Origin of the sequence: Microcoleus sp. T3_A4, from assembly GCF_036700465.1 — a bacterium.
Lineage (GTDB): Bacteria > Cyanobacteriota > Cyanobacteriia > Cyanobacteriales > Microcoleaceae > Microcoleus.
The window spans coordinates 1-14565 of sequence record NZ_JAUBOY010000046.1; the positions used below are offsets into that span (position 1 = coordinate 1).

General features: G+C 47.0%; 15 protein-coding genes. 8 read left to right on the top strand and 7 right to left on the bottom strand.

Annotation, left to right across the window (positions count from 1 at the left end; all coding sequences use genetic code 11):
* Window positions 1–354: 354 nt before the first annotated feature.
* Together QUA07_RS23050 and QUA07_RS23055 are read right to left on the bottom strand one after the other, a co-directional pair.
* Window positions 355–756, bottom strand: coding sequence for a helix-turn-helix domain-containing protein (locus tag QUA07_RS23050; protein ID WP_333329684.1), 402 nt, complete (start codon window positions 754–756; stop codon window positions 355–357).
* 43 nt (window positions 757–799) lie between these two features.
* Window positions 800–934, bottom strand: a complete 135-nt coding sequence (locus tag QUA07_RS23055; RefSeq protein ID WP_333143296.1) for a hypothetical protein — start codon at window positions 932–934, stop codon at window positions 800–802.
* A gap of 11 nt (window positions 935–945) precedes the next feature.
* Between QUA07_RS23055 and acsF the strand changes: the two genes are divergently transcribed.
* The 8 genes from acsF to QUA07_RS23095 all read left to right on the top strand — a co-directional run bounded on the left by acsF (window position 946) and on the right by QUA07_RS23095 (window position 9034).
* A complete protein-coding gene (gene acsF / locus QUA07_RS23060; RefSeq protein WP_333200212.1) occupies window positions 946–2022 on the top strand; it encodes a magnesium-protoporphyrin IX monomethyl ester (oxidative) cyclase in 1077 nt (358 codons plus the stop codon).
* An 11-nt stretch (window positions 2023–2033) separates the two neighbouring features.
* Window positions 2034–2780 (top strand): heme oxygenase (biliverdin-producing), encoded by a 747-nt coding sequence (locus QUA07_RS23065; RefSeq protein WP_333329687.1) that lies wholly within the window; start codon window positions 2034–2036, stop codon window positions 2778–2780.
* A gap of 85 nt (window positions 2781–2865) precedes the next feature.
* On the top strand, window positions 2866–4263 hold the full coding sequence (hemN, locus tag QUA07_RS23070; protein ID WP_333329690.1) for an oxygen-independent coproporphyrinogen III oxidase: 1398 nt from the start codon (window positions 2866–2868) through the stop codon (window positions 4261–4263).
* Window positions 4264–4373: 110 nt separating this feature from the next.
* Window positions 4374–6023 (top strand): hydroxylamine reductase, encoded by a 1650-nt coding sequence (gene hcp / locus QUA07_RS23075; protein ID WP_333329693.1) that lies wholly within the window; start codon window positions 4374–4376, stop codon window positions 6021–6023.
* Between the two features lie 390 nt (window positions 6024–6413).
* Window positions 6414–6515 (top strand): helix-turn-helix domain-containing protein, encoded by a 102-nt coding sequence (locus QUA07_RS23080; protein ID WP_333329696.1) that lies wholly within the window; start codon window positions 6414–6416, stop codon window positions 6513–6515.
* A 200-nt stretch (window positions 6516–6715) separates the two neighbouring features.
* Entirely contained in the window at window positions 6716–7564 is an 849-nt protein-coding gene (locus tag QUA07_RS23085; RefSeq protein ID WP_333329699.1) for a fatty acid desaturase, read from the top strand.
* Window positions 7548–8402 carry a radical SAM protein gene (locus QUA07_RS23090; RefSeq protein WP_333329702.1) on the top strand — a complete coding sequence of 285 codons (855 nt, stop codon included), beginning with the start codon at window positions 7548–7550 and terminating at the stop codon, window positions 8400–8402. The genes QUA07_RS23085 and QUA07_RS23090 overlap by 17 nt, the downstream gene beginning before the upstream one ends.
* Window positions 8399–9034, top strand: a complete 636-nt coding sequence (locus tag QUA07_RS23095) for a 4Fe-4S single cluster domain-containing protein (protein WP_333329705.1) — start codon at window positions 8399–8401, stop codon at window positions 9032–9034. Before QUA07_RS23090 ends, QUA07_RS23095 begins: the two co-directional genes overlap by 4 nt.
* A gap of 11 nt (window positions 9035–9045) precedes the next feature.
* Here QUA07_RS23095 and QUA07_RS23100 read toward each other — a convergent pair whose 3' ends face one another.
* From QUA07_RS23100 to QUA07_RS23120, 5 genes are all read right to left on the bottom strand, one after another.
* Entirely contained in the window at window positions 9046–9918 is an 873-nt protein-coding gene (locus tag QUA07_RS23100) for an MBL fold metallo-hydrolase (RefSeq protein WP_333329708.1), read from the bottom strand.
* Between the two features lie 374 nt (window positions 9919–10292).
* Window positions 10293–11582, bottom strand: a complete 1290-nt coding sequence (locus tag QUA07_RS23105; protein ID WP_333329711.1) for an HhoA/HhoB/HtrA family serine endopeptidase — start codon at window positions 11580–11582, stop codon at window positions 10293–10295.
* 51 nt (window positions 11583–11633) lie between these two features.
* Window positions 11634–11834 (bottom strand): hypothetical protein, encoded by a 201-nt coding sequence (locus QUA07_RS23110; RefSeq protein WP_333329714.1) that lies wholly within the window; start codon window positions 11832–11834, stop codon window positions 11634–11636.
* A 271-nt stretch (window positions 11835–12105) separates the two neighbouring features.
* Window positions 12106–13188, bottom strand: coding sequence for an AI-2E family transporter (locus tag QUA07_RS23115; protein ID WP_333329717.1), 1083 nt, complete (start codon window positions 13186–13188; stop codon window positions 12106–12108).
* 257 nt (window positions 13189–13445) lie between these two features.
* Window positions 13446–14516 carry a D-alanine--D-alanine ligase family protein gene (locus tag QUA07_RS23120; RefSeq protein ID WP_333329720.1) on the bottom strand — a complete coding sequence of 357 codons (1071 nt, stop codon included), beginning with the start codon at window positions 14514–14516 and terminating at the stop codon, window positions 13446–13448.
* Window positions 14517–14565: the final 49 nt, after the last annotated feature.

The following is a 14565-nucleotide window of genomic DNA, read 5'->3' on the forward strand; positions in this document are numbered from 1 at the left end:
TTCGGCTCCGAGTTAACAATTTTTCTTAATTTTACATCATCTTGCATTTGTCTCACATTTATTTGAAATTACTATATCTGTTGATCTTACAGCCGATCGACATCCCATCAGCCCCGACATCTACGGTGTAAATAAAATTAGCACTGGGAACGGCGGCTTTAGAGTATATAAATATGGTTTTAGGGCAACTTACCCAGCTAATTCTATGACTTTGGTGGCTATTCCCAAGGCTAATTCTTAGCGGAACTTAATTTAACCCACGGCATTCACCCGCCATAACCGGAATGGTTAAACCGCAGAGGGCGCAGAGGACACTGAGGAAGAGAAGAGAGAGATTAATAATTCTGACCATTTTTAATCTGAAACTAGACCTGAAGCGTCCATGCGATCGTCCTCAGCATCCGAGTGTGTTAGTGGACAAATACAACTCTCCTGTCCCAGCCACTGCGATCCTACTTGATGCAGGGCTGCCATCACCGGTTGAATTTGGCGACCCTTGGGCGTGAGTGAATATTCGACACGGGGCGGAATCTCGGCATAAACACGCCGATCGACTAACCCTTGAGATTCCAACTCTCGGAGGCGTTGGGTGAGGGTTTTGGTGCTGATGCCAGGAAGTGCCGCGAGTAATTCGTGGGGACGGCGATCGCCTCCAAACAGTTCGCGTAGAACCAAAATTGACCATTTATTGTCCAACAAGTCTAGCACAAATTGAATCGGACATTTAACCTCTACGCACTGACTCGCTTCCACCATAAACTCCCTGCACAGTTGCCTTCACGATAATTTCCATATTTCTTTAGAAATGGCTCAAGCGTCCTATTGGCTTCAATGCTTTACCTAAAGTAACTATAGGATACCACTGGTAACTGACTTGTGGGCGATCGCGGATTAAGGCAATGTGGTGCACAGTCATCAATTCCGAACAATCCACTCTCCACTCCTATGGTCAGTTCAATTAGTAAATCGGAGTCTGCTGGTCTCCCATCCAGCATTAAAGCACCTGTTCAAGAAACCCTGTTAACACCCCGCTTTTACACCACCAATTTTGATGCCGTTGCCGAAATGGATCTGTCCGGGCAACAAGCGGAATTAGAAGCAGTTGTAGCAGAATTGCGCGCGGACTATAACCGCCACCATTTTGTCCGCAATCAAGAGTTTGAGCAATGCTGGGACAAGATTGATGGCGAAACGCGAAAGGCATTTATTGACTTTCTAGAGCGTTCCTGTACCTCAGAATTTTCTGGTTTTCTGTTGTTCAAAGAACTCTCCCGCAAACTTAAGAATCGCCAACCGTTGTTATCGGAAGCCTTTAGCTTACTGGCACGGGATGAAGCGCGTCATGCCGGTTTCTTGAATAAGGCGATGGCAGATTTTGGGTTGTCTCTCGATCTGGGCTATTTAACAAAAAATCGTACCTACACATTCTTCCCTCCAGAATGGGTAATTTATACTGTTTATCTGTCGGAAAAAATTGGCTACTGGCGCTATATTTTGGTGTATCGCCATCTCGAACAACATCCCGAACATCAAATTTATCCCCTGTTTCGCTACTTCGAGAATTGGTGCCAAGACGAAAATCGGCATGGGGATTTCTTTAAGGCATTGTTGCGATCGCAGCCTAAGCTTTGGAATAACTGGAAGGCAAGACTCTGGGCGCGCTTTTTCCTACTGACGGTGTTTGCCACCCACACAATGACGGTGTTGGAACGCTCCACATTTTATGACTCGATCGGCATCGACCCCGATGAATATAACAAGCAGGTGATTCATCACACCAATGAAACGGCAAAACGGGCGTTTCCCAGTATTTTAGATACCCACCATCCAGAATTCTTTCCCCGTTTGGATCGATGTGCGATCGCCAATCAGAAGCTAGCCGAAATCTCAAGTAACCAGCGCCCTGCCGCCATCCAATTTTGCCAAAAATTACCCTGGATTGCTGTGATTGTCTGGCAGTTGTTGCGCCTTTATTTACTGCCCTCGATTAATGCTGAATCGTCCAGAACCGCTATTAATTAGGAGATATTACCATGACTAATCTATCCACACGCCTCCGAGAAGGCACGATGAAATCCCACACCACAGCCGAAAATACGGCATTTATGAAATGCTTTATGAAAGGCATTGTGGAACGGGAACCTTTGCGTAAACTATTTGCCGATTTATACTTTGTTTACAGCGCCCTAGAAACGGCTTTGCAGAACCATGTCAACCACCCGATTATCGGGACTCTCTATTTCCCTGAGTTAAATCGCGTTGAGAATCTGGCTTGCGATCTAGCTTATTATTACGGTGAAAATTGGCTGGAGGAAATTACGGCTTCTCCAGCGGGTTGTGTGTATCGCGATCGCATTCAAACCCTCTCAACAACCGATCCAGTCCTGCTGATTGCCCATGCCTACACCCGCTACATGGGTGATTTATCCGGCGGACAAAGCTTGAAAAACGTGATTCGATCGGCGTTGTCTCTGCCGCCGGATCAAGGAACAAATTTCTATGAATTTTCCCAAATCTCGACACCAGAAGCAAGGCGAGTATTTAAGGAACGCTATCGCCAAACTTTTGATGAATTTCCGGTGGATGCTGACACGATCGAGCGAATTGTCGCCGAAGCAAATACGGCATTTACCCTCAACCAGGATGTAATGCACGAACTCGAAGCCGATGTGAAAGCGGCGATTGGAGACCATACCTTTGATTTGCTGACTCGGCAAGATCGCCCCGGTAGCACAGAAGGCCGCAGCCCTCATGCCAAGCGAGAATCTGTCGCGAAATAACTCCCCCACGAAAACAAGATCGATCGTATCTCTAAAATATGCCGGGGTTCTGAATTTACACAACAACAGAAGGATACATTAGTTAATGAAACAGTTATCACAAACGGTTGAATTTGATGCTGCATTGTTGAATAAATACAACCAGCCTTTACCTCGCTACACCAGCTATCCACCCGCCACAGAATTAAGCACTGACTTCGATCGCCACGCATTTAAAACCGCGATCGCCGTCGGCAATTACAAACAAACCCCCTTATCGCTTTACTGCCATATCCCCTTTTGTGAAACGCCCTGTTATTTCTGCGGCTGCAATACCATCATTACCCAGCGCAAGGAGGTGGTAGAACCCTATTTAGGCTATCTCGATCGCCAAATTCGCCAAGTTGCCAGTTTGGTGGATGCCGATCGGCTGGTGCATCAGTTGCACTGGGGCGGCGGCACTCCCAATTATCTCGATCGAAGTCAGGTAGAGTGTCTCTGGAACCAGTTAAATCGATATTTTCGGTTCGATGACGCGGCAGAAATATCGATCGAAGTCAATCCTAGCTATATCGATCGCGAATATATTCTATTTTTGCGACAATTAGGCTTCAATCGGATTAGTTTTGGCATTCAAGACTTTAATCCCATCGTGCAGCAAGCGATCAATCGGGTGCAGCCCGAAGCGATGTTGTTTGATGTGATGGATTGGATGCGGGAAGCAGGGTTTGAAAGTGTCAATGTGGATTTGATTTACGGCTTACCTTTCCAGACACAAGCAACATTCCAGGAAACAGTAAAGAAGACCTTGCAATTAAATCCCGATCGCATTGCCGTCTTTAATTTTGCCTATGTTCCCTGGCTCAAACCGGTTCAGAAACGAATGCCGGAATCTGCTTTGCCGACTGCGGGCGAAAAGCTGAAAATTCTGCAAAGTACGATCGCCCAACTGACGCAAAATGGCTATGTGTTTATTGGTATGGATCACTTTGCTAAGCCCAATGATGAACTAGCTATCGCGCAACAAGCTGGGCAACTACATCGTAATTTTCAGGGTTATACCACTAAGCCCGAATCGGATCTGTTGGGCTTTGGCATGACTTCCATCAGTATGTTGCAGGATGTGTATACCCAAAACCACAAGGGATTGAAAGACTTTTATCAGGCTATCGATGCGGGTGAATTACCTATCGAAAAAGGTGTTATACTTAATCAGGACGATCTGATTAGGCGCACAGTAATCATGGAATTGATGTGTCAATTCCAACTGTCCGTGCAAGATTTGGAAGAAAAATACCATCTCGGCTTCGATCTCGATTTTAATGACTATTTCGCTCAGGTTTTGCCACAACTTGATGCCTTAGAAGCCGATGGGTTAATCAAACGTTGGGGCGATGGCATTGAAGTAACGGCGATCGGCCGCTTGCTAATTCGCAATATTGCATCGGTGTTTGATAGCTATCTCATCCCCCACTCAAGCAAACGGTTTTCCAAGTCCCTATGAATCGTCGTCATATTTGTTAACTCAGATTAGTTAACATAGTTAGGGACGGATAAATACTTTCATAACCGAGTTGTTGCGTAAATTATAACCAATTCAACAAGGAAAAATCAATGTTCTGTGAACAATGCGAACAAACAGCAAGCGGACAAGGATGCCATCAGTTTGGTGCTTGTGGGAAAAGTCCCCAGGTGAATGCTATCCAAGATCTGCTGATTTATTATCTGCGCGGGTTGGCTCCGATTGCCCTCAAAGCAAAAGAGTTAGGCCTTGATACTCATGCAGTGGATGTCTTCACCTGCGAAGCGATCTTTGCCACGATGACGAATGTCAACTTTTCCGAAAAGCGGTTTGTTGAGTATCTCCAGGAAGCGATCGCCCATCGCGCCAACCTCAAGGCTCAAGTGCAGCAAGCAACAGACAGTCCACCTACCTGGGCTGCAATTTCCGACTTTGAACCCAACTTTGAGGATAGCCTGGTTGAGCAGGGTGAGCTGATTTCCATCCAGTTCATGAGTCAGTCTGCCTCGAATGTGGATATTTTCTCGCTCAAACTCACGGTGCTATATGGGGTTAAGGGTCTTGCCTCCTACACCTTCCACGCCTACGAAGTGGGCCAGGAAGACGAGCGGGTGTATCGTTTCATTTATGAGGCACTGGTCGCCCTCGATAACCAGACCTTGAGCTTGCAGGAGTGGGTGAATCTTGCTCTTGAGGTGGGAGCCATTAATCTGCGCTCTATGGAACTATTGGATGCCGGACATACCGGTACCTATGGGCACCCAATTCCCACGCCTGTTCCCCTCAATCCACGGCAAGGGAAGGCGATTCTGGTTTCAGGACATGACATCAAACAACTCGAAGGCTTGCTGAAGCAAACAGCAGACACGGGAATTACTGTTTACACCCACGGCGAACTTCTACCAGCCCACGGCTATCCCAAACTAAAACAGCAGTACCCCCATCTCTACGGTCACTACGGCACTGCTTGGCAGAACCAAACCAAGGATTTTGGCAAGTTCCCCGGTGCGATCGTGATTACGACCAACTGCTTAATGCCAACCCATTCCTATTATGAAGATAAACTCTTTAGCGTTGGCCCCGTCGGCTATCCGGGTCTGATTAACTTGAATGCGATCGACAATGACACACCCGATTTTACTCCAGTTATTGAGAAAGCACTGGCACTTCCCGGCTTTACTGAAGATGCACCCCCCAGGGAAGTCACAGTTGGTTTTGCCCACAATACAGTCCTAGGTGTGGCAGATAAAATCATTGAGGCTGTGAAACAGCGTAAAATCCGCCATTTCTTCCTGGTAGGGGGCTGTGATGGAGCCAAACCCGATCGCAACTACTACACCGAGTTCGTAGAAAAAGTACCTGATGATTGTGTCGTGCTCACCCTAGCTTGCGGTAAGTTTCGCTTCTTCGATCGACAAATGGGCGACATTGACGGACTACCCCGCCTGATGGATGTTGGTCAGTGCAACGATGCCTACTCCGCGATTCAGATTGCTGTAGCCCTAGCCAATGCCTTTGAGGTAGGTGTCAACGATATACCCCTTTCCATGATTCTGTCCTGGTATGAACAAAAGGCAGTAGCCGTCTTGCTAACTCTCTTGCATTTGGGGATTAAAAACATTCGTCTAGGGCCGACATTGCCGGCGTTTATTTCTCCCAATGTATTCAAGCTTCTGTCGGAAAAATATAACTTGCAGGCCATTACCACCCCTGATGCCGATCTAGCAGCTTGCTTGAGCTGAGTGGAATACTCTTGGATGCGTGGACTGTACAAGCGGAAGGTTATTGTCGCAAGAAAGCACCCATTGAGGAAATAGCTGAAGTGATTCGCCACGTCTATACAGAGGGCTAGAAACTGTAACTTGATTCTTTGACAAACCTACCCATTATTTCTCAATTGTGGGTAGGCTTTTTAAAGCAAGTTCTGCTTCTGTAGGGTTTTTAGTAATTAAATGTGGTCTAATATCGGCTACAAGAAGACCACATCTGACAAAAGTGTATGTCACGCCAGAGAGATTGATGGTTTAAAGCTTTGCTCGCCCAGCGTCCGAGTTAGACAAACTTCAAGCCTACCCCGACCACCAAGGTGGGAATAGGTCACAAGCATTTAGAGAATGGATTAAAGAATTGCCATGCTACTCGGCTTCAAAACCGAATTGAAACTAAATAACTCTCAGCACGTAATGTTAGCTAAACACTGTGGAGTAGCACGTCACGCTTGGAATTGGGATTGATTTACAGTTTAACCAAATGGGCGCATTTATTTGACTGGTATAGCAATCGTCGCATCATTTGTGAATTTCTTACTCCCTCCCCTTGGGTTCGGGGAGGGTTGGGGTGGGGTAAAAAGTTTACCACTCCTGCAAGGATTGCTATAACAGCGATTGCTTTTTCTCATGTTTATTCCCAAACTTTTTGTTTTGTGAGGTAATTAATGACCGCTAAACTGTTGCCAACAACTCCGACTCGAGTTCCGCTGGATTGGACTGCTGTCTTCTTTTTCACTACTATTCATGCCCTCGCCCTCTTAGCCCCCTGGTGCTTCTCCTGGTCTGCCTTGGGTATGACTCTCTTTTTGCACTGGTTATTTGGCAGTATTGGCATTTGTTTGGGCTATCACCGCCTATTGAGCCATCGCAGTTTTCAGGTTCCTAAAGGGCTGGAATATGCGATCGCCCTGATCGGTGCTTTTGCTTTGCAAGGAGGGCCAATTTTCTGGGTGGCGGGTCATCGGCTACACCACGCCTATACCGAGGATGTCGATAAAGATCCTTACTCAGCCCGTCGGGGGTTCTGGTGGAGCCATATGCTGTGGATTTTCTACCCCCATTCAGAATTCTTTGATTATGAACAGTACCAGCGGTTTGCCCCCGATCTGACACGCGATCGATTTTATTGCTGGCTGAATCGAAACTTTTTGCTGCTGCAAATCCCCTTGGGGCTACTGCTGTATGCACTGGGGGGATGGTCATTTGTCATCTGGGGTATGTTTGTCCGAGCTGTTTTACTCTGGCATAGCACTTGGTTTATTAACTCGGTCACTCACCTGTGGGGATACCGTACCTTTGACACAAACGACAACTCCCGCAATCTTTGGTGGGCGGCTATTCTCACCTATGGCGAAGGTTGGCACAATAACCACCACGCCCATCCTAACGTTGCCAAAGCAGGCTGGCGCTGGTGGGAGTACGATCCGACCTGGTGGGCAATTTGGCTGTTAAAGAAATTGGGTGTCGCCCGAAAAGTGGTGATGCCACCTGCTCAAAATGGTACACCTTCATAAAATTGGAGAGCGACATGAAGCCATGTCTACTGTCACTAAACCCTTCACTTCTGTTTACGGCCCCGTGCAATCCTGGCGCTTTGGGCGATCGCTAGGAATTGATCCGATCGGCCCAGATTCTACTTGCTCATTTAACTGTGTGTATTGCCAGTTAGGTGAGATTGAGCACCAGAGTTGCAACCGCCAAATTTTTGTCCCGACTCAGAAAATTCAACAGGATCTGCAATCCTTCCCTGTCGGCGATGTGAACACCATCACCCTCAGCGGTAGCGGTGAGCCTACTCTGGCGCTGAATTTAGGCGAAATTCTGGTTATGGCGAAGGAGATGACCGGGAAGCCGGTTGGGGTATTGACCAACGGCAGTTTGCTGGGCGATCGCGCGGTGTGTGAGGAACTGGCGATCGCCGATTGGGTAGCTGTCAAAGTTGATGCCATTGCTGCTGAATCATTCTGTCGCATCAATCGCCCCATGCCAACCATCCACCTCCAGGACATTTGGGCCGGTCTCCTCCAATTTCGCCAACTCTATTCAGGACACCTGGCAATTCAGACGATGCTACTTACCGAGTGGAACGAACAGGATCGGGCAGAGTACATCCGCCGGATGCAAGCATTACTGCCGGACGAAATCCAACTCAACACGCCGACGCGACTTTGCCCCCTAACGCATCAGCTAGAAGCACGAGGGAATGATCCGCCCAATGCCTGTTTATATCCGACAAGGCAACTGAAGCAAGTCCATCCTGAAGTGCTACAGGTTTTTGGCGATCGCATTGAACGTGTCATAGGAATTCCAGTGCGTTACCCATCATTAAAACCAGAGGCAGAGAAGCTATGAAACCTCAGAAAACAAACCCATATTTTCAGCTTTTAGAAATTCCCCCAGGCTATCTCAACATCATGGGATATGTAGACGAGTCGGAAGTGAATGGGCCCGGTTGTCGAGCCGTGATCTGGGTGCAAGGATGTCTGCGGGAGTGTCCAGGCTGCTTTAATCCGGCTTCCTGGTCCTTTGAGATTAATCAATTAATTGCGGTTGATGTTCTTGCTCAGCAGATTCTCAGCAATCCTCGCAATCGAGGTGTCACGTTTTCGGGCGGAGAACCCTTCTGGCAAGCTCCAGCCTTGGCAGATTTGGCACGCCAAGTGAAAGCAGCGGGATTAAATGTCATGTCGTTTACTGGCTTCACGTTAGAACAATTGCGATCGGAACAGAGGCCGGCTGGTGTTGAGGACTTGCTGGAACAACTCGATATTTTAATCGATGGTGCCTATGTGCAGTCTTTGGCAGTCCACTCACCCGATTCTCTCGTTTCTTCCAGCAACCAGCGCGTACATCTTTTCAATCCTGCGCTTCAGGATCAACTCACTTGGGCGAGCGATCAGATGGAGATTCATATTCTCAAAGATGGCAGTCGGATTTTCACAGGCTACCGGGGTCAAATGAATCTGGCTGAGTCGGAGTTATGAAGCCGATCGCATTAAGCATCAAGCATCCAAGCAACACACTTTTGCATTTGCTCGCTCATGGTTTGTCGATCGGCATTATACCTGCGGCCGTGTCCCGGCAACACCCATTCAAAGTCATAATTAGCCAAATTCTGCATAGATTTGATTTGTTCTGGCCAAGAATACCAACAGACTTCGCGAAAGGCAACTAGCTGCTGCAAACTTTCCGACCAAGCAAGATGATCGCCGGTGAACAAAAACTTGTTATTGTAAAGTAAAACTGTGTGACCTTTCGTGTGACCAGGTACAGAAATAATCAACAAATCATCGGCTATTTGATGCGGTTCGCTGCCCGACAATTGAATTTCTACACTGCGAGTATCAGCGTTAATTTCGTCCGCATGGAGAATGCGATCGCACCCAAAATGATCGTGGTATTGTTGATGATCGGCCACATCGTCGCGGTGAGTCAAGTACATATAGCGAATGCCGCCCATTGCTTCTATGTTTTTGACTAGCGGCGGCACAAAACGAGGAGAATCAACTAAAATGTTTCCTTCGGGGCGGACAATTAAATAGCTGGCTGCGGCGTAGGATTTCTCTGAGTGGTAGCTGTAGTGATAGACATTTTCTGCTACGAGTGCGGGCAACAGTTGCTGGGCTTCTTTGATCCTTTTGGGTTTTTCTACAGTGCCGATCGAACTTGTGGGACAAGACAAAAGAGCCGCGAGCGATCGCATTTCTTCAGTTTCATTAGTTGGCTGGCGGTAAACCGCAGACTGTTCTCCCGCTTGAGTAAATACTTCAGGTGCCATCCACCGACAAGTATCGCAGTCAATGCAGGTATTGTCTACATAAAAGTTACCGTTAATATTTTCAGTACGCCTCCGATTAATGTTAGCCATTTTTCTACCTCTTAATAACCCATATAAATTATGGTAACTTACTATAATGACTACCCCCGACATCCCGCCGCAGGTTTAAACCCCCGTCTCACAGCACAATTCGGTTAAAACTCACATCTTGCAGCATTCTCAAGAACAGGCAAGATGCCTGTTCCACAAAGAGTAAATTTTCTTGTGGAACGGGCATCTTGCCTGTTCAGAAAAGGCTAATTGAGAATGGTGCAACGAGTTAAAACTCACATCTTGCAGCATTCTCAAAAACGGGCAAGATGCCCGTTCCACAAGAGATTAATTTTCTTGTGGAACAGGCCGTCCAGCCTGTTCCTAAAAGGATTATTGACAATGGTGCAACATATGAGTTTCAATCAACAATTCTACCGCTGCTGATCCGCTGGAAAAGCACCCGCTTTCACCGCCACAGTAACAGGTTGTCCGCCGCGGCTTAATTCAAGCTGCAGATCGCTGCCCACTGTACTTTTCTCGACAATTTGCTGTACGCTGCCAGCATCGCTGACTTCTGCACCATTGATTCTCTTGATCACATCGGCAACGCGAACTCCAGCTTGTGCCGCCGGAGAATTTCTCGCAACTCCCAAAACTAACACGCCTTTATCTTCAGTCAGCCTCAATTTGGTGTTGGGATTTTGATTAAATTCTCTCTTGATTGCGGGAGTAATGCTCAACATCCGAACGCCGAGATAAGGATGTTCGGCTTTTCCTACTGTTACTAATTGGTCGGCAATTTGTTGTGCTCGATCGATCGGAATAGCAAAACCCAATCCTTGAGCGCCTTGAATAATCGCCGTATTCATGCCGATAACTTGACCGCGCTGGTTCAGCAGCGGCCCACCAGAATTGCCGGGATTGATCGCAGCGTCGGTTTGAATAAAGCTGACGCGCTTGTCGGGAACACCGACATCGGCGCTAGAACGGCCTGTAGCGCTAATAATTCCCACAGTCACAGTATTGTCCAAACCGAGGGGATTGCCGATCGCGATCGCCCATTCTCCCGGCTCTAATTCTTCAGATTTGCCCAAACTCACCACAGGCAAATTGTTAGCTTCAATTTTAACAACAGCCACATCAGTAACTGTATCGACGCCTAAAACTTTGCCGACAAATTCGCGGCCATCCTTCAGTTTTACCGTCACCGTATCCGCGCGGTCAACGACGTGAGCGTTAGTCAAAATGCGACCGTCGGAACCAAAAATAAAACCCGAACCAGAACCCCGTTCTACTCGATTTCCCGGTGCAATCGGAGATTCGGAACCGAAGAAGCGGCGGAATTGCTCAGGTATCTCATCTGGAACTTGGTTCGTCACGGTGCGAGAAGAATTAATCCGCACTACCGCCGGGCCGACTTCCTGCACAACTTTAGTAACAAAATTAGAGTCTTGAGAGGGCAGTATATTTGCAGGCAATGCTGAGATTGGCGCTGTACTTGAAGGTTCAGCTTGAATGGCGTTAGAACTTCCAGGAACTTTAGAAGTTAGGGCGTTGCAGCCAACAGTTGCGGTGGAGCCGAGTAAAATAAGGGATAAAAAAGCCAGTTTTTTCGGTAAAGCAAAACGGCGAGAAGTCACAGTGGTAGCAGGCATATTTTTGGTTGACATAGTATTGATTTGATGGCAGTTAGAGCGAGAGTTATAATTATGGTTTTGCATTTTTAGCACCTACTGTAATTAAGTTAGAAGTAAAGGAGCTTTAATTTTAATTCAAGCATTTGTGATGTTTGTTTGACTGGTGGGGTTTACCCTACCAGGTGGGGTAGAAACCGGACAGTCGTAAGCAAAGTGTTGATTCCAGCTTTTGAGTGCGATCGAGCTGAGTCGGCACTGGTGAATTGCTGTGTGAGTGCGATAATATAAACTACGGTAGCCAGCTCGCATATTCCGCATTTCCCGTGAAAATTTCACAGGATTGATATCCGAAGTCAACAACAACCCTGGACTCCAAAAACCCAGGTTTCTACGCCAAATATTCGTTGTGAGCGATCAACGTTAAGGTAGAAACCGGGTTTTTAATACCGCCTGCGTCCATGCCATTAGCTAAAGCAGGCGGAAAGCCTAAACCTAAAGCAGGAAGTAAAAAAACTGTAAACCCTCAAGCTAAAATATCAACTAAACCAACTTAAAATAGCCGACCAAAACTCTGTTAAAATTTGAGATAAAAACGGAGTTTGCAATATTATTGCTCCATAGGTTCAATGGAACTAACCGAATCGATTTCCCTCGACTTGTTCCTCGAAATTTCCAAAACATCAACAGTATTCTTAATAAAACCAGCCATCGGCACAGCCACTAACAAACCTGCTACTCCTGCCACCTTAACCCCCACCAGCAGCGCCACTAAAATCCACACAGGATTGAGGCCGATAAAACCGCCTAATAACCGAGGAGCAACCCCGCTTTCAATTATTTGCTCAATTACTGTAGCGACAGCTAAAACTGTGATGCCGAGCCAAAAATTGTTTAAGGTGATCAGCAAACTGACAATGCAAATACTGAAAGGTGCCCCGAAGGGAATCATAGTCATTGCACCCACTCCCAAACCGAACAGAAGTCCGAAGGGAACTCGCAAAATTAAAAAAGCAACAGTAATAGACAATCCCATCAATCCCGCCAAAGTTGCTTGGCCGACGAAGTAGTTGTGGAAGCTTCGCGCTAGCAACTCTCGCAATTGAAGGCTCTGCTTGGAGGGAAACCATTTAAACAATCCTTCCCATACGCGATCGCCGTGCAAGAGCAAGTAAAATGTCACGACTATTGTGAGGAGGAAATTCAACAGGCTGTCTGCAGCACCCAAGCCAAATTTGAGAATTTCGCCAGTGAGAGACTGCAATTGAGATGAAAGTCGATCGCTCAATTGGGTAGTCAAACCGCTGACATCAATGCGGAGATTGCGATTTTCTGCCCAATTGTGGAATGCTTCAATCTGTTCTGTGCCAGAAACTATCCAAGTCGGCAGTCTGGTGGCGAGTTCAGTGATTTGGTTTAGCAGAATCGGGGCCAGAGTTACACCTAAAACTACCAATACCAGTAAAGTCAAAAACAATACCGACAAAACTGCTCGATCGCGCTTCAAGCCGTATCTGTGCAGAAAGCGCACTGGATAATCTAGCAAAAAAGACAGCACTGTAGCCACTACCAAAACTGTAATCAGGGCGCGAAAATATTCAAAGACTAGGAGGGCTAACCAGCAGTTGAGTACCGCTAGGGGAAATACCAGTCCGTAAGTCCACCACTGCGGCAGTTGAGTGAAACGTCTCATCTAAGTTAACCGAGTTAAAATTTGAGATGCAAGATGTGAGATTGACACTGCTATTTGCCCTTCTCCGTTAACCATTTTATAGTGCATTTATTTATACCCGACTGCTGAAAATCCTCAGTTGCTCTGCCAGGGTAAATTGGGTTGCTGGCAGGCAGTGCCTGCCACAACTATGTTATATCGTTTCCGCTGGTATGGATATATTACCCGCGAAAATAATTTATTTTCGGTTGGCACTGCAGCGGTTTGCAGCGCGGGGTTCAACCTTTTTCCCCGTGCCGTTCGAGAGCTAATTGAATTAAACGGTCTACTAATTCCGGGAAAGAAATGCCGTCCGCTGCCCACATTTGCGGATACATACTGGTAGCTGTAAAGCCGGGAAAAGTGTTGATTTCGTTAATAAAAACTTCTCCGGTTGATTCAATGTAGAAAAAGTCTACTCGCGCTAAACCTGCCGCGTCTATAGCCAAAAATGCTTGTACTGCCATTTCTTGGATTTGCGAGACGATCGCATTGCTGACTTTTGCCGGGATTGAGCAGTCGGCTTGCCCCTGGGTATATTTAGTTTCGTAGTCGTAGAAATCGCTTTGAAAACTAATTTCTCCCACCGTTGAAGCTTTGGGATTATCGTTGCCTAAAACTGCACATTCTAATTCTCTAGCAACCACACCCGCTTCGACAATTATCCGCCTATCGTAGCTGGCGGCGCTATCGAGAGCTGCTTCTAATTCAGCGCGCGATCGAGCTTTAGAAATTCCCACAGACGAGCCCAAATTGGCTGGTTTGACAAAGCAAGGATAGCCCAAATCTGCTTCAATTTTATCACAGAGTTTGGGGAAAACGCAAGGATTAGACCAGATTTCGGAACGGTTGACAGCGATGTATTTTACCTGCGGCAAACCAGCCTGAGCAAAAGCCATTTTCATCGCAATTTTATCCATTCCCAGCGCCGAACCTAAAACCCCGGAACCGACAAAAGGAACTTGCATTAATTTCAGCAATCCTTGCACCGTACCATCTTCACCGTTTGGCCCGTGCAAAACAGGGAACCAAACATCTACAGCATTAAAATTAGGAAACTGTCCAGCAGGAGAGTCGTTTTGTGCTGTTTGTTGTTCTATTTCCAGAGGTTTTCCGGTGGCTAAGACTTCTTGAGGTAATGTTCCCGACAGCCAGCGGCCGTTTTTTTGGATGTAAAAGGGCAGAACTTCGTATTTAGAGGCATTTTCGTCAGCAGCGAGGGCACGGGCGATCGCCCGCGCCGAACTAATTGAGACTTCGTGTTCGCCCGATCGCCCCCCGAACAATAGCCCGATCCGCATCATTGTCATTTTTCACTACTCCTAGGACTTTTCGACAAATATACACGCAGAGAGCGCA

Coding starts and splice junctions, on each gene's coding strand:
- QUA07_RS23050 (WP_333329684.1), bottom strand. CDS start 756: ATGGTGGAAGCGAGTCAGTGCGTAGAGGTTAAATGTCCGATTCAATTT.
- acsF (WP_333200212.1), top strand. CDS start 946: ATGGTCAGTTCAATTAGTAAATCGGAGTCTGCTGGTCTCCCATCCAGC.
- QUA07_RS23065 (WP_333329687.1), top strand. CDS start 2,034: ATGACTAATCTATCCACACGCCTCCGAGAAGGCACGATGAAATCCCAC.
- hemN (WP_333329690.1), top strand. CDS start 2,866: ATGAAACAGTTATCACAAACGGTTGAATTTGATGCTGCATTGTTGAAT.
- hcp (WP_333329693.1), top strand. CDS start 4,374: ATGTTCTGTGAACAATGCGAACAAACAGCAAGCGGACAAGGATGCCAT.
- QUA07_RS23080 (WP_333329696.1), top strand. CDS start 6,414: ATGCTACTCGGCTTCAAAACCGAATTGAAACTAAATAACTCTCAGCAC.
- QUA07_RS23085 (WP_333329699.1), top strand. CDS start 6,716: ATGACCGCTAAACTGTTGCCAACAACTCCGACTCGAGTTCCGCTGGAT.
- QUA07_RS23090 (WP_333329702.1), top strand. CDS start 7,548: ATGGTACACCTTCATAAAATTGGAGAGCGACATGAAGCCATGTCTACT.
- QUA07_RS23095 (WP_333329705.1), top strand. CDS start 8,399: ATGAAACCTCAGAAAACAAACCCATATTTTCAGCTTTTAGAAATTCCC.
- QUA07_RS23100 (WP_333329708.1), bottom strand. CDS start 9,918: ATGGCTAACATTAATCGGAGGCGTACTGAAAATATTAACGGTAACTTT.
- QUA07_RS23105 (WP_333329711.1), bottom strand. CDS start 11,582: ATGCAAAACCATAATTATAACTCTCGCTCTAACTGCCATCAAATCAAT.
- QUA07_RS23115 (WP_333329717.1), bottom strand. CDS start 13,188: ATGAGACGTTTCACTCAACTGCCGCAGTGGTGGACTTACGGACTGGTA.
- QUA07_RS23120 (WP_333329720.1), bottom strand. CDS start 14,516: ATGACAATGATGCGGATCGGGCTATTGTTCGGGGGGCGATCGGGCGAA.